This window comes from Escherichia sp. E14S1, from assembly GCF_004211995.1.
Classification (GTDB): Bacteria; Pseudomonadota; Gammaproteobacteria; order Enterobacterales; family Enterobacteriaceae; genus Escherichia.
The window spans coordinates 11,295-28,536 of record NZ_RHJQ01000008.1; the positions used below are offsets into that span (position 1 = coordinate 11,295).

The window sequence follows — 17,242 nt, forward strand, 5'->3', positions numbered from 1 at the left end:
AATTTGTTAAATTGCCGTAGTCGTAAATAATTCGTTGAGCATACGTTTCACGCCCACCTGCCAGTCAGGCAAGACAAGCGCAAAGTTCTGCTGAAACTTTTCTGTATTGAGGCGAGAGTTATGTGGTCGACGGGCTGGTGTGGGATAGGCCGTTGTTGGCACGGCGTTAAGTTTGTTAAGAGCAAGGTTGATCCCTGCTTTGCGCGCTTCTTCAAATACCAGAGCGGCATAATCATGCCAGGTTGTTGTACCACCAGCAACCAGATGGTACAAACCAGCAACTTCTGGTTTGTCTACTGCTACGCGAATGGCATGAGCGGTGCAATCAGCCAGCAATTCGGCACCTGTTGGTGCGCCAAACTGATCGTTTATCACAGCCAGTTCTTCGCGCTCTTTTGCCAGACGCAACATTGTTTTGGCGAAGTTATTTCCTTTACCTGCATATACCCAGCTGGTACGGAAAATAATATGCTTCGCGCAATGTTCTTGTAACGCTTTTTCTCCGGCTAGTTTAGTTTCACCATAAACATTCAAAGGTGCTGTTGCATCCGTCTCCTGCCACGGTATTTCACCGGTCCCCGGAAATACGTAGTCAGTAGAGTAATGAATAACCCAGGTGCCGACTTCATTAGCTGCTTTTGCAATCGCTTCGACACTTGTCGCGTTAAGTAATTGTGCAAATTCCGGTTCTGATTCAGCTTTGTCTACTGCGGTGTGAGCGGCTGCGTTGACTATAACATCAGGCCGAATGCTTCTTACGGTTTCAGCTACACCTTCGGGATTACTAAAATCACCACAATAATCAGTGGAGTGAACATCAAGAGCAATCAGATTACCCAGCGGTGCCAGAGCACGTTGCAATTCCCAACCAACCTGCCCTGTTTTGCCGAATAGGAGGATATTCATTACTGGCGGCCCTCATAGTTCTGTTCAATCCACGATTGATAGGCGCCACTTTTCACATTATCAACCCATTTTGTATTGGACAGGTACCATTCCACTGTCTTTCGAATCCCGCTCTCAAACGTTTCTTGCGGTTTCCAGCCCAATTCACGGCTAATTTTATCGGCATCGATTGCATAACGGCGATCATGTCCCGGGCGATCAGCAACATAAGTAATTTGCTCACGATAAGATTTCTCTTTCGGGACTATCTCATCCAACAAATCACAAATAGTCAGCACAACATCGATGTTTTTCTTTTCGTTGTGTCCGCCAATGTTATAGGTTTCCCCCGCTTTACCTTCAGTAACTACGGTATACAACGCTCGAGCATGATCCTCTACATACAACCAGTCGCGGATCTGATCTCCTTTGCCATAAATAGGTAATGCCTTACCTTCCAGTGCATTAAGAATAACCAGTGGAATAAGCTTTTCCGGGAAATGATAAGGACCATAGTTGTTCGAGCAATTAGTCACAATTGTCGGTAAACCATAAGTACGTTTCCATGCGCGAACCAAATGATCGCTTGACGCTTTAGAAGCAGAATACGGACTACTTGGCGCGTATGCTGTCGTTTCCGTAAATAACGGCAACGTTTCATTGCTATTTACTTCATCCGGATGGGGTAAGTCACCATACACTTCATCAGTAGAAATATGATGAAAGCGGAAGTTTTTTTTCTTTTCATCATCCAGACCAGACCAATAATTGCGCGCTGCTTCTAAAAGTACGTAAGTTCCTACAATATTAGTTTCAATGAATGCCGCCGGGCCAGTTATTGAGCGGTCAACGTGGCTCTCAGCCGCCAGATGCATCACCGCATCTGGCTGGTGTTGTGAAAAAATACGAGCCATCGCTGCGGCATCGCAGATATCTGCATGCTCAAATGAATAACGTTCAGAATCAGAAATTTCAGCGAGCGATTCCAGATTTCCGGCGTAGGTTAATTTATCGACATTAACAACACTATCTTGCGTATTATTTATTATGTGACGAACAACAGCAGAACCAATAAATCCTGCGCCACCAGTAACAAGTATCTTCACTTTTTTATTCCATATAGCCAGAGAGCATGCTGTGAAATAGACTGCTCCAGATTTGATTAATAGATGCATTAATGCACGCTACCGCCCCTGGCTTAACAGCTACCAGAGCACTGCGTACATTTCCACGATGTGACGAGCGTAACCCACTCGTGCCAAATCCGAAAAATTCAAACGCTAATTGTCTTACCAAACAGCTGTAGAAACAAGGAAAATCCTGGAAAAATTTGAACTATGATTGCAAGCTAACATACTGTTTTTATTATATTTATAAAAACAACAACGGCAGTGAGATTCAATGAGCAAAACTTATGCTACGAATCTTCACTGCCGTTTTTAATTACTTACTGACCGACACTTCCAGTCAGGAATTTGTTACTCGCTTAACAACTTCTCAATGCCTTTGCGGAACTTAGCGCCTTCCTTCAGGTTACGCAGTCCATACTTCACAAACGCTTGCATATAACCCATTTTCTTACCACAGTCGTAACTGTCCCCAGTCATCAGCATTGCGTCAACTGCTTGTTTTTTTGCCAACTCAGCAATGGCATCAGTCAACTGAATACGTCCCCATGCTCCAGGTTGAGTACGCTCCAGTTCAGGCCAAATATCGGCAGAAAGCACATAGCGACCTACTGCCATGATGTCTGAGTCCAGGGTCTGCGGCTGATCCGGTTTTTCGATAAATTCAACAATGCGGCTAACTTTGCCTTCGCGATCAAGCGGATCTTTGGTCTGGATGACGGAGTATTCAGAGAGATCGCCCGGCATGCGTTTTGCCAGAACCTGGCTGCGGCCAGTTTCGTTAAAGCGCGCAATCATTGCGGCCAGATTGTAACGCAGCGGATCGGCACTGGCGTCGTCGATAACAACATCCGGCAGCACCACGACAAACGGGTTATCGCCAATGGCTGGTCTGGCACACAAAATCGAGTGGCCCAGACCTAAAGGTTCCCCCTGACGCACGTTCATAATGGTCACACCTGGCGGGCAGATAGATTGTACTTCCGCCAGCAGCTGGCGCTTCACGCGCAGTTCAAGGAGAGATTCTAATTCATAAGAGGTATCGAAGTGATTTTCGACTGCGTTCTTGGACGCATGAGTTACCAGGAGGATTTCTTTGATCCCTGCAGCCACAATCTCGTCAACAATGTACTGAATCATTGGCTTGTCGACGATCGGTAGCATCTCTTTAGGAATCGCCTTAGTTGCAGGCAACATATGCATCCCAAGACCCGCTACAGGAATAACTGCTTTTAAATTCGTCATTATTTCATCCACCTGTAAAATGGTTGCTGAATTATAGCTTGTTCGATTTTTTTCGCCAGCATCAATTCCCCTGAATTGATTACTGATTTACTTCCGATGTTACGCCGCTTCGCTCAAGATTGCAGTAGCGTTATTCCTAAGTATGGCTCTATTTTTCCAGGAATGGTCGCAAATCTACCTGCCCCGTTCCGGCAGCTTAAAGTTAATATTTTCCACATTAACGACATGGTGATTAATCCTGTCGATATCGACTGAACTTTGTCCTTTTTCATTCACCGCATGAACATTTACCAGCGACAGTAACGTCTCGTTCTTTGCCATAAAGACACCACGAACGTCCTTTCGCAGGTCGAAATTCATGGTCAATGCCGGCCCCGCAGTGGATTCTTGCATTACGTTGATATTACGCATAAAAATGTGTTGCGGCTTGTTGTGAAGCTCCAGCGAAGAACGCTTTATTTCAATGTTGTTCAACGCCACGAATGAGACGGCATTCCCTGCGGAAATTTGGATTCCGCGCAATTTCCAGGCAATGTTAGTGTTATCAAGATGAATATTATTCAATCTGAAGTTTTGTGGTATTGAGAGATACTTACCTTTAATGACTCCGTAACCGATTAACATTCCGGCACTATTGGTCATTTCTATATTGTCAATAACAAAGTTATCACATCCATATATCGCTACCGTGGCGTTATCAATACCCGCTTTCTTGCTGAAAGCTGGCGTAATATTATGAGCCTTGATATTACGAATGATGAAGTGTTTGCCGTTCTCAACATGAATCAGTTGCCGACAATCCGATCCCGTGATATTCGCCACGACAAAGTTTTTAACCGACTGGTCTTCCGGGTAGTTATTATTGTAAGTACTTCCTGCCAGTCCTATGCCAATACCCCAGTTGATTTTGCCGTTAGTACAGTTGATGCGCTCGATGACATGGTCAGATATCAAAATGTCGCGATCATTGATTGCTACATTCCATTCAATAGCGTCGCCCTGTAAGTCGCTGAACTTACAATTGGTGATGTTGGCACCGATAATCTGGTTATGAAATCCCTGGCGTAAAATGGCGTAATTAGCGTGGCTAACAGTCAGGTTATCGATAGTCAGGTTGCGCATGACACGTTTATTTTTGCCGCCGATATAAATCTGCGTTACCGGGCCAAAGCCGCTCATCGCCAACCCTTTAATGGTGCAGTCAGAACCGCGCACATCAAGGGTGATGTTATGCATACGGCCGCCCTCCTCCCCTGTCACCTGGCTGCCGTCCTGTAAGACAAATCGCCCTCTGCCGTTGCCGCGCAGGCTTCCAAGGATGTGTAACGTTTTGCCACGAGGAATGAAGATGCCGGTGTTGATATTGTCACAAACCAATCCAGCAGGCACGACGACCGTTTGCCCTTCGCTGAAAGCCTGTTTAAATGAGGCGATCCAGTCGTGTGGATTGTAGTCGTTGATATTAACGCTTTGTCGGGCAGGAAGTGCACGGGCGAAAGGGGTATGAAGGAAGGCAAGCGCCGAGCTTGCCGTCAGGAAGGTGCGTCGGGAGAGTTTTTTAAATGGCATGCGTTCTCCTCTATAAAGCTTGCAACAAGCTGGCGAGTTCTCGGTTAATCACCTGCTGGTTAAAATCGTGTTCGACTTTTTCGCGCGCGCGTTTGACGACCGGAGCCAGTTCGTCGGTGTCCAGTTGGCTAAACGCCGCCAGTCGTTGCGCCAGTGCACAGGCATCATTCTCAGGTACCAGCCAGCCGGATTTATCGGCCTCTACCAGTTCCGGAATTCCGCTATGCAGAGTAGAAACCACCGGAATGCCGACCGCCATCGCCTCCATCAGCGCCACCGGAATGCCTTCCATATCACCGTCCGCGCCCGTAACTGATGGCAGCAGGAAAACATCCGCGTCGTCGAGCATCGCCTTCACTTCGTGGCTCGGTTTAAAGCCCGGCATCTCCACCACATCTTCCAGTTGATATTGTTCGATGAGGGTACGCAGCCGTCGTTCCCACGGGCCAATGCCGAGGATGCGATAGCGAAATGCCACGCCCTGCTCTTTCAACTGACGGCAGGCTTCAATCGCCACGTGCAGGCCTTTTTTCTCGGTTAAGCGTGCGACGGAAATGATTTCCAGCGGTGTTGCGGGCGCTTTCACGGGACGCGGGCTAAAGCGCGTCATATCTACGCCCATGCGCGATACGGCGATTTTTTCCCTTGGGCAGCCCATTTTTTGCAGCCTTCCGGCCCACAGATCGCTTATCGGTAACATCAGGTCGCCACGGCGAAACAGTTGTTGATATTCGGGAGTGTAGTGGTTGAGCACTTCCCGACTGGAGATATCAATGCCATGGAAGATAGTCGCAATTTTGCCGCGAATGACACCCAGTTCGCGTAGTTTTGCTGCGGTTACCCCCGCTGGGCCAAAATGAGCGATAAAGACATCAGCATGAAACGGTGTTGAGACCTGGCCGCAAATGGCAGACAAAATCAGGTTTCGCGACTCTGCGCCATAGCGTTTGAGGTTGAGCGCCTGCCAGGTATTTTTACGATGAATGCCGCGTAAGGTCTGGCTGGCGCGATGACGCAGCTTCGCCACTTTGCCCGTAGGTTCGTCCTGTAACCAGCGGGTTCTGGCGGCAAGGTTATATTTCGTCCATGCCGCGTGAGTGTTCTGGGTGTCGCCTTTTTGCAGCGCGACAATCTCCACCTCAAAACCCATATCAATAAACGCGGTAATTTGGTTGAGAACGAAGGTTTCCGACGACAGCGGAAATTTCAGTAAAAAGAAGCCGACCTTCATTTCGCCTCCCCGATGCGCTCAAGCACAGATTGCACCACCTGCATTCCTGTCTGACGCTCACGACTGACGGCTTCGCTAAGTCGCGCGTTCAGCGCCGGAAGCTGGCCTAAGGTATCCGCAACCATCGCTTGCAGGCTGCCGTCCAGTAAATGACGGATATCAATTGCCATCTCTGGCAGTCCCAGCTGCTGCATAATCCCGGCGGATTTATGTTCGTAGTTGATGGCAATCGCCGGAGTGGCAAAGTTCATTGAGATAATGGCGGAGTGCAGGCGCGTACCGACGGTGAGTTCACAGGCACCAAGAATTTTGCCCAGTTCCAGATCGTTGAGTTCATCCATCACCACGTGGTAACGGGCAGGATCGCTGATGTGCTGGCGCAGATTGAGCGCCACCATGCGGTCGTCTTTGTTATAGCTGTCGATGCCCGTACAGGTGGAGAGCGCAATGACCTGATAGCCTTCGTCGAGAATGCGATTAACCACTCCGGCAAAAGCTTTTTCATACGCTTGCTGAGTGGTGCCGAGACGTTTGTCGAACGGTGCCAGTTCGCGCAGGGTAATTGCCACCGTTTTCTGTTGTGCGGCAACGTCCAGCCAGTGTTGAACAGCATAGCTGGCGGTGAAATCTTCTGTGTGGTGATCGACCAGCCACGCGGTATCGACGCCATGTTCAACTTTTGCGGTAGTGATATTGCTGCGTTTCATCAGTTCAAGACTGACCGATTCGCGCAGGATCAGCGCGTCGCAGTGACCAAAGACGTAGTTCGCCAGTTGGTTAAATTGCTCATCCTGGAATGGACCGACGCTATGACCAATCATAAACAGCGGCTTTTTTGCCATAAACGTGCAAAGTGCGTGTTCAAACTGCGGCACGCCGTAGAGATCGACAAAAAACGATCCGCCGACCTGGATAATGGCGTCGTAACCTGACAGCAGGCGCACGAAGTCGGTGAATCCCTGGGCGATAGCGATATTACGCAGCTTGCCAGTGTCGGTCACACGGGAAAGCAATACCTGATGCTGGTAGCGGCGACGGAGGACTTTTTTAACGCGCCCGACAACGCCCACCGCGCTGTTGTGTTGTTTCATTTGCAGGAACAGCGGATCGCCCATTACCGGGCGATTGAGCAGCCAGGAAGAACTGACCGGATAGCGGCTCATCACGTCCACTTCGGCGTGTGGATTGAGGATGTTGATGGCATCAAGTAGGCCGCGCAAGATGGCGCTGTCGCCGCGATTGCCGCAAGTGTGGTTGCCCAGAATAAGTAATTTCATTTTTTCCTCATAAATTTGATGCCAGGTGAGGCTGTGTTTGTTGTGTTCGTTGCCGCTTTTTGCCTGATGCAACGCTGGCGCGTCTTATCAGGCCTACAGGTCCCGAGCACAGAACCGTAGGCCGGATAAGGCGTTTACGCCGCATCCGGCAACCGTTATCGGATCCGAAAACAACAACTCACCCCGCCCGTAAAAGCATTTTCATTTTTTCGCTGCGACAAAACTGACGCTTCACTTCCACCACCAGCGGATGGCGCGATAGCACAATCATCACCACAAACGCCAGCACGCCCGCGGCTATTTGCACCGCCAGCAGCATCCCCAGCGCCAGTTGTGCTTTCAGCAATACGCCCAGCGCATAACTGACCACCAGCGTCGGAAGCGAGAGATAAAACGGCAGCCATAAACTCAGGATGTACTGGCGATAACTGGAGCCGAGCACCGGTTTAATCATCACGAAATAGCTCAGAATGGTGTTGATAATCTGCACCAGCAGGAAGCCAAGCGTGACGCCAATCGCGCCCGCCATCTGCCCACCAATAACAATCGCCGGAATAAACAGAAATGTTTTGAATACGTTGAATTTAAAGCTGATATCGACCCGCGCTTTCGCCATCAGCAGCGAACCAATCGGGTTACCCACGGAGCGCAGAAGCCCCACGACACACAGCAATTGCAGCACCGGAATAATGCTGTTCCACTTTTCACCAAAGACCAGCGGTACAAAGTTATTCGACACCACCATCAGCCCGAGCAGCGCCGGAAAGTTGATAATTCCCACCACCGACAGCAGCTTGTAGAAGTTAATGCGCAGCTTTTCGGTGTCGTCCTGAATTTTGGCAAATGCCGGAAACAACACGCGGGTAATGATTGGGTTCAGCTTCATCGGCGGCACAACGGCCACGTTGTACGCCAGGTTGTATCCCCCTGCCACGCCCGCGCCAAGAATACGCGCCAGCACCAGCGTCGAAAGGTTGGTGTTGAGATAGTTGATGATGCTGTCCGCCGTCAGCCAGGCGCCAAAGCGTAAGTTCGGTGCCACCGACGCCAGCGAGAAATACAGACCGGGGCGATAAATTTTGCGACCAAAGTAGCCAAACAGCAGCGTTCTTACCGCACTATTGACCAGATAACCGAGGATCGCGGTCATCGCCAGCGGCCAGAAATGGGCGCTAACCACCGTAAAAGTGAAGCCCGCCAGCACCGCGCTGGTTTCGATCATGCCGATTTTGTTGAACTCCAGCTCCTTTTGCATCAACGCGCGGAACTGCTGCCCGTGGGGGATCACCACAAACGCCAGCGACAATGTTTTAATCAACGGTGCCAGGTCCGGGTTATTCAGCACGTCACCAATGGCATCACTCAACAAAAACACCGCCACGCACACCACGATCCCCAGCCCGACGTTCAGCCAGTACAGCGTGGTGAGTTCCAGGTGGCTGATTTCTTTTCGCTGAATAATCGAGTTAGCGATACCGAAGTCAGAAAGCGTATCTGCCAGCGCGATGATCACCAGCGACACAGTAAGCAAACCGAACTGGTGGTTGTCGATAATCCGCGCCAGCACGGTCATCTGCACCAGCCCGAGGCCGATAATGATCACCGTGGCAATCGCCGACCACTTTGCGCCGCTGATGGTTTTTTCACGTAAGCTCATATCAATATGCCGCTTTGTTAACGAAGCCTTTGAATACCGTCAGGAAAACGATTTTGATATCGAACCAGACGCTCCATTCGCGGATGTACTCAAGGTCGAACTCGACGCGTTTTTCCATTTTCTCCAGCGTGTCGGTTTCGCCGCGCCAGCCATTAATCTGCGCCCAGCCAGTAATGCCCGGTTTCACCTTATGGCGCAGCATGTAGCCTTCAATGAGCTGGCGATATTGTTCGTTATGCGCCACCGCGTGCGGACGTGGACCCACAATCGACATCCCCCCGGTCAGCACATTGATAAACTGCGGCAATTCGTCCAGCGAGGTGCGACGCAGAAAGTTCCCCACTTTGGTGACGCGCGGATCGTTCTGCGTCGCCTGGGTCACCACTTTGTCGTTCTCCATCACTTTCATGGAACGGAACTTCCACACTTTGATCGGCTTGCCATCCATGCCGTAGCGAGTCTGGCGGAAAATAACCGGTCCTGGTGAACTGAGTTTTACCGCTAGCGCAATACAGCACAGCACCGGGGAGATCAGCAGCAAGATCAGCGTCGCCAACACAATATCTTCCGCACGTTTTAGCAGGCGGTTAACTCCGGAAAGCGGCGTGTCGTATAGCGGCACCACCGGAACGCCGTTCATCTCTTCGATACGGGAATGAAGAATATTGAAGGTAAAAACATCGGGGATGAGCAGCACCGAACAGGTGGTATCCGCCAGTTGATGGACCAGTTTTTTCACGCGCGCGCCGTCGCACATTTGCATCGCAATATAGACGTTATGAATCTTGCCCGCTTTCGCATCCTCGACCAGCTGTTGCAGATTGCCCGCCCAGTCGTTAGAAACGCCGCCTGGTTTCGGGTCGTGGTATACGCCCACCACTTCAAACCCTAACCACGGCTGATTACGGAAGCTCTCCATCAGCATTTGTCCGGCGGCTAAATCCCCCGCCACCGCGACCATGCGCTTGTTATAGCCATGGTTACGCAGCCAGCCCGCCCCAATGCGAATACACGAACGGCAAACCACCAGTCCGATACTTGTCAGCGCATACCACGCCAGCCAGATTTTCAGTTGCGTGTCGAAATCATTATTGAACGCCACCAGTCCGGCGCTGAAAATCACGCTTAAGGTCCAGTTTTGTAGCAACAGGGCAAATTCTGTCGCTGCCCGAACACCGCGCCATGAGCGATAAAAATCGGTGATGCCGCCCAGCATCTGGAACACCACCAGCGTAATCAGCGCCACCAACAGGTGCATGTAGAGGAATGACAGTCCGCTGACTTCGCAAACCAGCCATAGTCCGGCAAACATGATGGTGATATCTGAAAAGCGTTGCACCATAGAGATTAACGATGCATTGGTTTTCGCTCGCTCGCGCTTTTTTAGATTTGTCATCGTTGTTCCTGTTATTAGCCCCTTACCCGCAATGGGGTAAGGGAAGATCCGACATTACTCGTTCAGCAACGTCAGCAGAGTTCGCGTTCGCGCTTCCATCAGCGGCACATCACCGCGCGATTCCACATTCAGGCGCACCACCGGTTCGGTGTTGGAAGAGCGCAGGTTAAAGCGCCAGTCGGCAAAGATCATGCTGATGCCATCGGTACGATCCACCGCCAGCGCCTCACGGCTAAAGTGCTGTTCGACGCGGTTAATCGCCTCAACGGGTTGCGCCAGTTTGCTGTTGATCTCACCGCTTGCCGGAAACGCAGCCATCCGGTCGCGCACCAGTTCGCCCAGCGTTTTCTCTTTCAGGCACACCAGTTCGGCGACCAGCAGCCACGGGATCATGCCGCTGTCGCAGTAAGCAAAATCACGGAAGTAGTGGTGGGCGCTCATTTCGCCACCGTAGATGGCGTCTTCCTTGCGCATACGTTCTTTAATAAAGGCGTGTCCGGTTTTCGACATCACCGGCGTGCCGCCTGCGGCAGTCACCACATCAACGGTGTTCCAGGAAAGACGGGGATCGTGGATGATCTTCGCGCCGGGATTTTTTTCGAGGAACGCTTCTGCCAGCAGGCCGACAATGTAGTAGCCCTCGATAAACTGCCCTTTTTCGTCAAACAGAAAACAGCGGTCAAAATCGCCATCAAAGGCAATGCCCATATCCGCGCCGTGTTTGATGACTGCATTGCGGGTGTCGTCGCGGCATTCTGGCAGTAGCGGGTTAGGAATACCGTTGGGGAAATTACCGTCCGGCGTGTTGTGCACTTTGATCAATTCCACAGGTGCGCCGAGGGCTTTAAAGCGGGCTTCGATAACGTCCACCACCGGACCCGCTGCGCCGTTCCCGGAGTTGATCACCAGCTTGAGCGGCGTGAGGTTTTTGACATTGATATAACCGAACAGGTGATCAACGTAAGCGTCACGCAGGTTGATTTGCTGATAGCGACCGCGTTTGGTTTCATCGACGGGAGGAAAGTCGTTAGCTTCTGCCAGGCGCTGGACATCGCGCAGTCCGGTATCACCGCTGATCGGGCGAGCCCCTTCGCGCACCAGTTTCATGCCGTTGTAATCCATCGGATTATGGCTGGCAGTAACTTCGATGCCGCCATCCACACTGAGATGGAACGTGGCGAAATAGATCTCTTCGGTGCCGGACATGCCAATATCCAGCACATCGACGCCCGCATCCTGTAAACCTTTTGCCAGCGCCAGTTTTAAGGTTTCGCTGGTGAGGCGGATATCACCGCCTAACACAATGGTTTTCGGTTTAAGAAATTCGCCATAGGCGCGACCAATGCGCCAGGCAATATCTTCATTCAGTTCTTCGCCTAATTTTCCACGAATATCATAGGCTTTAAAGCAGGTTAATTTTTTCATATCGTTACCCTTTTTCAGGCAATAGTTGGCCCTGACCGAAGCGGCCAATTTTGTTTTTGTCGTTATTTACATCGCGGTTTCGCATTCATTGCCTGATGCGACGCTGCCGCGTCTTATCAGGCCTACAAACCCGAACCGTAGGTCGGATAAGGCGTTCACGCCGCATCCGACAGCCAGCGCCTGATGCGACGTTTACACCCGTCCGTAGCGATCCGCGAAGCGCACCACATCATCCTCTTCGAGATAAGAGCCGGAGCGCACTTCAATTAAATCGAGCGGAATTTTCCCCGGGTTTTCCAGGCAATGCGTCGCCCCCAGCGGAATATAAATGGACTCGTTTTCACCAAGCAGTTTGATATCACCGTCAATGGTGACTTTTGCCGTTCCCGCGACAACCACCCAGTGTTCCGCGCGGTGATGGTGCATTTGTACCGACAAGCCCTCACCCGGTTTCACGGTGATGCGTTTCACCTGGTAGCGATCGCCCGCGTCGATAGAGTCATATTTACCCCACGGGCGATACACTTCGCGATGCACCCGATGCTCATGGCGACCATCGGCTTTGATCTGCTCGACCACTTTTTTCACATCCTGCACCGCATTACGGTCGGCAATCAGCACCGCATCTTTGGTCTGTACTACCACCAAATCTTTCACCCCGACGGTGGTGACCAGGCCAGATTCGGCATACACATAGCTGTTTTCAGTTTTGTGATTAATCACATCGCCGTGGCAAACATTGCCTTCCGCAGTGTGAGCGCTGATCTCCCATAAAGAGGACCAGGAACCAACATCGCTCCAGCCCGCATCCATCGGCACCACAACGGCGTCTGCCGTGCGTTCCATGACCGCGTAATCCACCGACTCTTCCGGGCAGGCCAGAAAAGCCTCTTCATCCACACGAATAAAATCGAGATCCGGATCGACGGTGCTCATCGCTTTCTCACAGGCGTCGAGAATATCCGGACGATATTTTTTCAGTTCTTCGAGATAACGTCCGGCGCGGAACAGGAACATGCCGCTATTCCAGTAATATTCGCCGCTTGCCACATAGGCCTGGGCGGTTTCCAGATTCGGTTTTTCGACAAACTGCGCCACTGCAAAGGCCACCGTATCCTGCTCACCCGCCGACACTTCACCGCGACGAATATAGCCATATCCGGTTTCTGGTAGATCCGGCACAATGCCGAAAGTCACCAGTTTGCCCGCTTCGGCATACGGCATGGCGTTACGCACGGCGGCGCGAAAAGCATCTTCATCGGCAATCACATGATCCGCCGCCAGCACCAGCATTAATGGGTCGCTCTCCGGGCTATGACGTTTTGCCGCCAGTGCCGCCAGCGCAATGGCTGGTGCAGTGTTTCGCCCTGCCGGTTCGAGAATAATGTTCTCGGTGAGTTTGTTCAGTTGACGCAGCTGTTCCGCGACAATAAAGCGGTGCTGCTCATTGCAAATCACCACCGGGCTTTCGCACTCCACGCCGTTCAGGCGGCAGATGGTGGTTTGCAGCATGGTGAGATCGCCTTTCAGGCATAAAAACTGCTTGGGGTAAAGTACGCGGGAAAGCGGCCATAAGCGGCTACCGGAGCCACCTGCCATCACAACTGGATAGAGTTTCGACTGCGCCATAATTATCCCCGAATATCATTTATAAATTGACGTAACACGTTCTCTTTATCGAGCGTGCGTTCGGCATATTCACGTGCCACCGTGTTGTGTTTGGGCAGCAGGAGCGCCTGACGAATCCCCGCCACCAGCGCCTCGACCGATTCCGGTTCTACGCAAACCGCGATCCCCGGAAAGGTTTCGCAAAGCTGCCCCAGTTCTGTATGGGCTTCTGCGGTAATCACCGCGTTACCGCCTACCGCCAGAATATTGGTCAGTTTCGACGGCAATACGGCATCTGCCGCGCCGCGTTTTTGCACCACCAGATGGCAATCGCCCATCTTCAGCAGTGCGGGTAAAACGTCATACGATTGCAGCGGGAAAAATTGCATGTTGCGCAGTCCACGCTGCTGCGCCATTTTTTCCAGCCGCGCTTTGCCGCCGCCCTGCCCGACAATGGCAAAAATCAGCGGTTCATCGCGCAGGCGATCGGCAGCTTCAATAACGTTTTCCAGCCCCTGCTTTTCCCCAATATTGCCGGAGTAAAGAATGATTGATTTGTTATCCGGCAGGCCAAGTTGGTTACGAAGGGCATCAACATCGGCGTCTGCAACATGTTGAAAACGGGCGATTTCCGACCAGTTGGGGAAGTAGATGACGTTTTCCGCCGCCACGCCTTTTTCGATGGCTTTATTCATCATCGAACGCGAAATCGTGGAGACGTTATCAACGTGATGCAGTCCGCTACGTTCGAAGGCCGTCGCCAGCTGTGCCACTTTGCCGCCTTTACCTTTTCCGGCAAGGCCCAGCCCCAGCATGGCATCCACTTCGTAATCCTGAATATGCAGCACGGTACGCGCACCAGAGAGTTTCGCCAGCAGGCGCATTCCCGGCGTGCAAAACAACGTTGGCACCACGCCGATAATGCGATCCGGCTTCCAGCGACGTTGCGCCATCAGCGGAAAGAAACTGCTGGCGGCAAAACTGCCGAGATGCAACAGGCGTTTCAGGGTGCTCGGCTGTTTTGGCACGTACAGCGGGCAGCGCCACACCGTGGCGGCCCCCTCTTCTCGTTTGTACCGCCAGGCGGAATAGTTCTCGCCTACCTGCCATTGCGGGTAGTAAGGCGGTGCGGTAATGACCCGCACCTCATGACCTTGTGCCGCCAGCCATTCCACCATCTCGCCGGTGTATTTGCCGATACCGGTTAACTCCGGCGAGTAGTTAATGCCGTAGACCAGTATTTTCATAAGCCGGATACTCCGGCACGCTTCTCAGCGAGAAAATAGGCGCGGCTGTTAGCGTGAACTTCGTCACTGGCCAGCAGCGCATCCGGCGTCAGCCAGCGGTAATCGTCATGCTGCTCATCCGGCAGTAACAGCTCTTCTTCCGCTACTCTGATGCGAAAACCGAGCACCACATAGTGAGTGGTAAAATCCGAGCCGGAGAAGTTATCGTCATAAAAGTGCTGCCAGACACCGTAAAACTGGCCTGCTGTTATCGGCAGACGCAGCCCCAGTTCCGCCATCGTCAGCCGCTCAAATGCGGCTTCCAGCGTTTCGTCTTTCTGCACGCGCCCTCCCGGCACAAACCAGTAACCCTGCGCCGGGCGGTTGGTTCTTTTGCCAAGCAGAAACTCGCCGCGACTGTTCTCGACGATGAAGTCGAGAGAGACAAGCGGAGTGGAGCGCACTACCGTGGCAAAGTCTTCCTGACGTAAAAACATCATTACCCCCGAAAGCGGTCTTGATTCTCAAGGAACCACTGGTAAGTGCTGGCAAGCCCCGCTTCCAGTGAGATTTCGTGATACCAGCCAAGCTGATGCAGGCGCGTCACATCCAGCAGTTTGCGCGGCGTACCATCCGGTTTGCTGGCATCAAAAACCACCCGACCTTTGTAACCCACCACTTTGGCGATGGTTTGCGCCAGCTCGCGGATAGTGCAGTCAACGCCCGTGCCGACGTTAATGTGCGACAACATCGGCTGGGTGTTCTCCAGCCAGACTTCGTGCGCCAGCTCCATCACATGAATGCTTGCCGCCGCCATATCATCGACATGCAGAAATTCGCGCATCGGTGTACCACTGCCCCACACCACCACGTCCGGCGCATTCTGTGCCGTCGCCTCGTGGAAGCGACGCAGCAATGCTGGGATCACATGCGAGTTACTCGGATGGAAGTTGTCGTGTGTCCCGTACAGGTTGGTCGGCATGACTGAGCGGTAATCGCGTCCATACTGGCGGTTGTAAGATTCGCACAGTTTGATCCCAGCGATTTTGGCAATGGCATAAGGCTCGTTGGTCGGCTCCAGCGAACCCTGCAATAACTCGCTTTCTGCCATCGGCTGTTTTGCCAGTTTCGGGTAGATACAGGACGATCCGAGAAACAGCAGTTTGTTCACGTCGTTCTGATGCGCGGCGTGAATGATGTTGCTCTCAATCATCATGTTCTGGTAGATGAAATCCGCCGGATACGTGTTATTGGCAACAATACCGCCCACTTTCGCCGCCGCCAGATAAACCTGGTCAATGCGCTCGCTGGCAAAGAAATCATGCACCGTGCGGCTGTCCAGCAGGTTCAGCTCGTCGCGGGTGCGTAATACCAGTTCCACATCACCGCGCTGTTCGAACTGACGCTTGATGGCGGAACCGACCATCCCGCGATGGCCAGCAATAAAAATGCGTTGTTTACTCATGCTTATGACTCCAGCGCGATCGCCACGTCGTAGCCGTGAGATTTCAGCAGAGAGTGTTTTTTCGCCGCTTCGAGGTCATTAGCCACCATTTCAGACACCATCTCTCTGAGGGTGATTTCCGGTTTCCAGCCCAGTTTTTCGTGCGCTTTGGTCGGGTCGCCGAGCAGCGTTTCAACTTCAGCCGGACGGAAGTAGCGCGGGTCAACGGCGATAATTACATCACCCGGTTTAACGCCCGGCGCGTCATGCCCGGTGACGGAAACCACAATGCCCTTTTCTTCAACGCCCGTGCCTTCAAAGCGCAGTTTGATGCCCAGCTGTGCTGCCGCCATTTCCACGAACTGACGCACGGAGTACTGAACGCCGGTAGCAATAACGAAATCTTCCGGTTGTTCCTGTTGCAGCATCATCCACTGCATTTTTACGTAGTCTTTAGCATGGCCCCAGTCACGCAGGGAATCCATATTGCCGAGGTACAGGCACGACTCCAGCCCCTGGGCGATGTTGGCGATTGCGCGGGTGATTTTGCGGGTAACGAAGGTTTCGCCGCGGCGCGGGGATTCATGGTTGAAGAGAATACCGTTGCAGGCGTACATGCCGTAGGATTCGCGGTAGTTAACGGTGATCCAGTAGGCATACAGTTTGGCGACCGCATACGGAGATCGCGGGTAGAACGGCGTGGTTTCTTTCTGCGGAATTTCCTGCACCAGACCGTACAGTTCAGAGGTGGAAGCCTGATAGAAACGGGTTTTCTTTTCCAGACCGAGGAAGCGGATCGCCTCCAGCAGGCGCAGCGTACCCATCGCATCAACGTCTGCGGTATATTCCGGTGACTCAAAAGAAACCGCAACGTGGCTCATTGCGCCCAGGTTGTACACTTCATCCGGCTGCACTTCACGCAAAATGCGCGTCAGGTTGGAGGTATCACTCAGGTCGCCATAATGCAGATGGAATTTCGGGTTGCAGGTGTGCGGATCCTGATAAATGTGATCCACGCGCTCGGTGTTGAATGACGATGCACGACGCTTAATACCATGCACCTCGTAACCTTTTTCCAGCAGAAGTTCTGCCAGGTAAGAACCGTCTTGTCCGGTTACACCGGTGATGAGAGCGACTTTTGACATGTCTTAT

The 17,242-nt window shown here is 52.1% G+C and carries 14 protein-coding genes; all 14 read right to left on the reverse strand.

Annotation, left to right across the window (positions count from 1 at the left end; translation table 11 throughout):
• Positions 1–6 precede the first annotated feature (6 nt).
• Positions 7–906 (reverse strand): dTDP-4-dehydrorhamnose reductase, encoded by a 900-nt coding sequence (gene rfbD / locus D9734_RS09065; RefSeq protein ID WP_130206909.1) that lies wholly within the window; start codon positions 904–906, stop codon positions 7–9.
• Entirely contained in the window at positions 906–1,991 is a 1,086-nt protein-coding gene (gene rfbB / locus D9734_RS09070; RefSeq protein ID WP_130206911.1) for a dTDP-glucose 4,6-dehydratase, read from the reverse strand. Before rfbB ends, rfbD begins: the two co-directional genes overlap by 1 nt.
• 372 nt (positions 1,992–2,363) lie before the next feature.
• Complete coding sequence (gene galF, locus D9734_RS09075) at positions 2,364–3,257, reverse strand: UTP--glucose-1-phosphate uridylyltransferase GalF (RefSeq protein ID WP_000183029.1); 894 nt, start codon at positions 3,255–3,257, stop codon at positions 2,364–2,366.
• A 174-nt stretch (positions 3,258–3,431) separates the two neighbouring features.
• Positions 3,432–4,826 carry a colanic acid biosynthesis protein WcaM gene (gene wcaM, locus D9734_RS09080; protein WP_130206913.1) on the reverse strand — a complete coding sequence of 465 codons (1,395 nt, stop codon included), beginning with the start codon at positions 4,824–4,826 and terminating at the stop codon, positions 3,432–3,434.
• A 10-nt stretch (positions 4,827–4,836) separates the two neighbouring features.
• Entirely contained in the window at positions 4,837–6,057 is a 1,221-nt protein-coding gene (gene wcaL / locus D9734_RS09085) for a colanic acid biosynthesis glycosyltransferase WcaL (protein ID WP_130206915.1), read from the reverse strand.
• Positions 6,054–7,334, reverse strand: coding sequence for a colanic acid biosynthesis pyruvyl transferase WcaK (wcaK, locus tag D9734_RS09090; RefSeq protein WP_130206918.1), 1,281 nt, complete (start codon positions 7,332–7,334; stop codon positions 6,054–6,056). Before wcaK ends, wcaL begins: the two co-directional genes overlap by 4 nt.
• A 178-nt stretch (positions 7,335–7,512) precedes the next feature.
• Positions 7,513–8,991: a colanic acid undecaprenyl disphosphate flippase WzxC gene (gene wzxC / locus D9734_RS09095; RefSeq protein WP_130206920.1), complete on the reverse strand. Its 1,479-nt coding sequence runs from the start codon at positions 8,989–8,991 to the stop codon at positions 7,513–7,515.
• Between the two features lies 1 nt (position 8,992).
• Positions 8,993–10,387, reverse strand: a complete 1,395-nt coding sequence (wcaJ, locus tag D9734_RS09100; protein WP_025670468.1) for an undecaprenyl-phosphate glucose phosphotransferase — start codon at positions 10,385–10,387, stop codon at positions 8,993–8,995.
• 54 nt (positions 10,388–10,441) lie between these two features.
• Entirely contained in the window at positions 10,442–11,812 is a 1,371-nt protein-coding gene (gene cpsG, locus D9734_RS09105) for a colanic acid biosynthesis phosphomannomutase CpsG (RefSeq protein WP_130206922.1), read from the reverse strand.
• A 192-nt stretch (positions 11,813–12,004) separates the two neighbouring features.
• On the reverse strand, positions 12,005–13,441 hold the full coding sequence (cpsB, locus tag D9734_RS09110) for a mannose-1-phosphate guanyltransferase (RefSeq protein WP_130206924.1): 1,437 nt from the start codon (positions 13,439–13,441) through the stop codon (positions 12,005–12,007).
• A gap of 2 nt (positions 13,442–13,443) precedes the next feature.
• Positions 13,444–14,667, reverse strand: coding sequence for a colanic acid biosynthesis fucosyltransferase WcaI (wcaI, locus tag D9734_RS09115; protein WP_130206926.1), 1,224 nt, complete (start codon positions 14,665–14,667; stop codon positions 13,444–13,446).
• Positions 14,664–15,143 carry a GDP-mannose mannosyl hydrolase gene (gmm, locus tag D9734_RS09120; RefSeq protein WP_130207580.1) on the reverse strand — a complete coding sequence of 160 codons (480 nt, stop codon included), beginning with the start codon at positions 15,141–15,143 and terminating at the stop codon, positions 14,664–14,666. Before gmm ends, wcaI begins: the two co-directional genes overlap by 4 nt.
• Positions 15,144–15,145: 2 nt before the next feature.
• Complete coding sequence (gene fcl, locus D9734_RS09125; RefSeq protein ID WP_130206928.1) at positions 15,146–16,111, reverse strand: GDP-L-fucose synthase; 966 nt, start codon at positions 16,109–16,111, stop codon at positions 15,146–15,148.
• 2 nt (positions 16,112–16,113) lie between these two features.
• Complete coding sequence (gene gmd / locus D9734_RS09130; protein WP_000048207.1) at positions 16,114–17,235, reverse strand: GDP-mannose 4,6-dehydratase; 1,122 nt, start codon at positions 17,233–17,235, stop codon at positions 16,114–16,116.
• Between the last annotated feature and the right edge of the window lie 7 nt (positions 17,236–17,242).

Excerpts from the sequence above, each read along its gene's own strand:
- wcaI (WP_130206926.1), bottom strand. The coding sequence starts at position 14,667 with ATGAAAATACTGGTCTACGGCATTAACTACTCGCCGGAGTTAACCGGT.
- wcaK (WP_130206918.1), bottom strand. The coding sequence starts at position 7,334 with ATGAAATTACTTATTCTGGGCAACCACACTTGCGGCAATCGCGGCGAC.
- wcaL (WP_130206915.1), bottom strand. The coding sequence starts at position 6,057 with ATGAAGGTCGGCTTCTTTTTACTGAAATTTCCGCTGTCGTCGGAAACC.
- wzxC (WP_130206920.1), bottom strand. The coding sequence starts at position 8,991 with ATGAGCTTACGTGAAAAAACCATCAGCGGCGCAAAGTGGTCGGCGATT.
- galF (WP_000183029.1), bottom strand. The coding sequence starts at position 3,257 with ATGACGAATTTAAAAGCAGTTATTCCTGTAGCGGGTCTTGGGATGCAT.
- wcaJ (WP_025670468.1), bottom strand. The coding sequence starts at position 10,387 with ATGACAAATCTAAAAAAGCGCGAGCGAGCGAAAACCAATGCATCGTTA.
- rfbD (WP_130206909.1), bottom strand. The coding sequence starts at position 906 with ATGAATATCCTCCTATTCGGCAAAACAGGGCAGGTTGGTTGGGAATTG.
- gmm (WP_130207580.1), bottom strand. The coding sequence starts at position 15,143 with ATGTTTTTACGTCAGGAAGACTTTGCCACGGTAGTGCGCTCCACTCCG.
- cpsG (WP_130206922.1), bottom strand. The coding sequence starts at position 11,812 with ATGAAAAAATTAACCTGCTTTAAAGCCTATGATATTCGTGGAAAATTA.
- fcl (WP_130206928.1), bottom strand. The coding sequence starts at position 16,111 with ATGAGTAAACAACGCATTTTTATTGCTGGCCATCGCGGGATGGTCGGT.
- wcaM (WP_130206913.1), bottom strand. The coding sequence starts at position 4,826 with ATGCCATTTAAAAAACTCTCCCGACGCACCTTCCTGACGGCAAGCTCG.
- cpsB (WP_130206924.1), bottom strand. The coding sequence starts at position 13,441 with ATGGCGCAGTCGAAACTCTATCCAGTTGTGATGGCAGGTGGCTCCGGT.
- gmd (WP_000048207.1), bottom strand. The coding sequence starts at position 17,235 with ATGTCAAAAGTCGCTCTCATCACCGGTGTAACCGGACAAGACGGTTCT.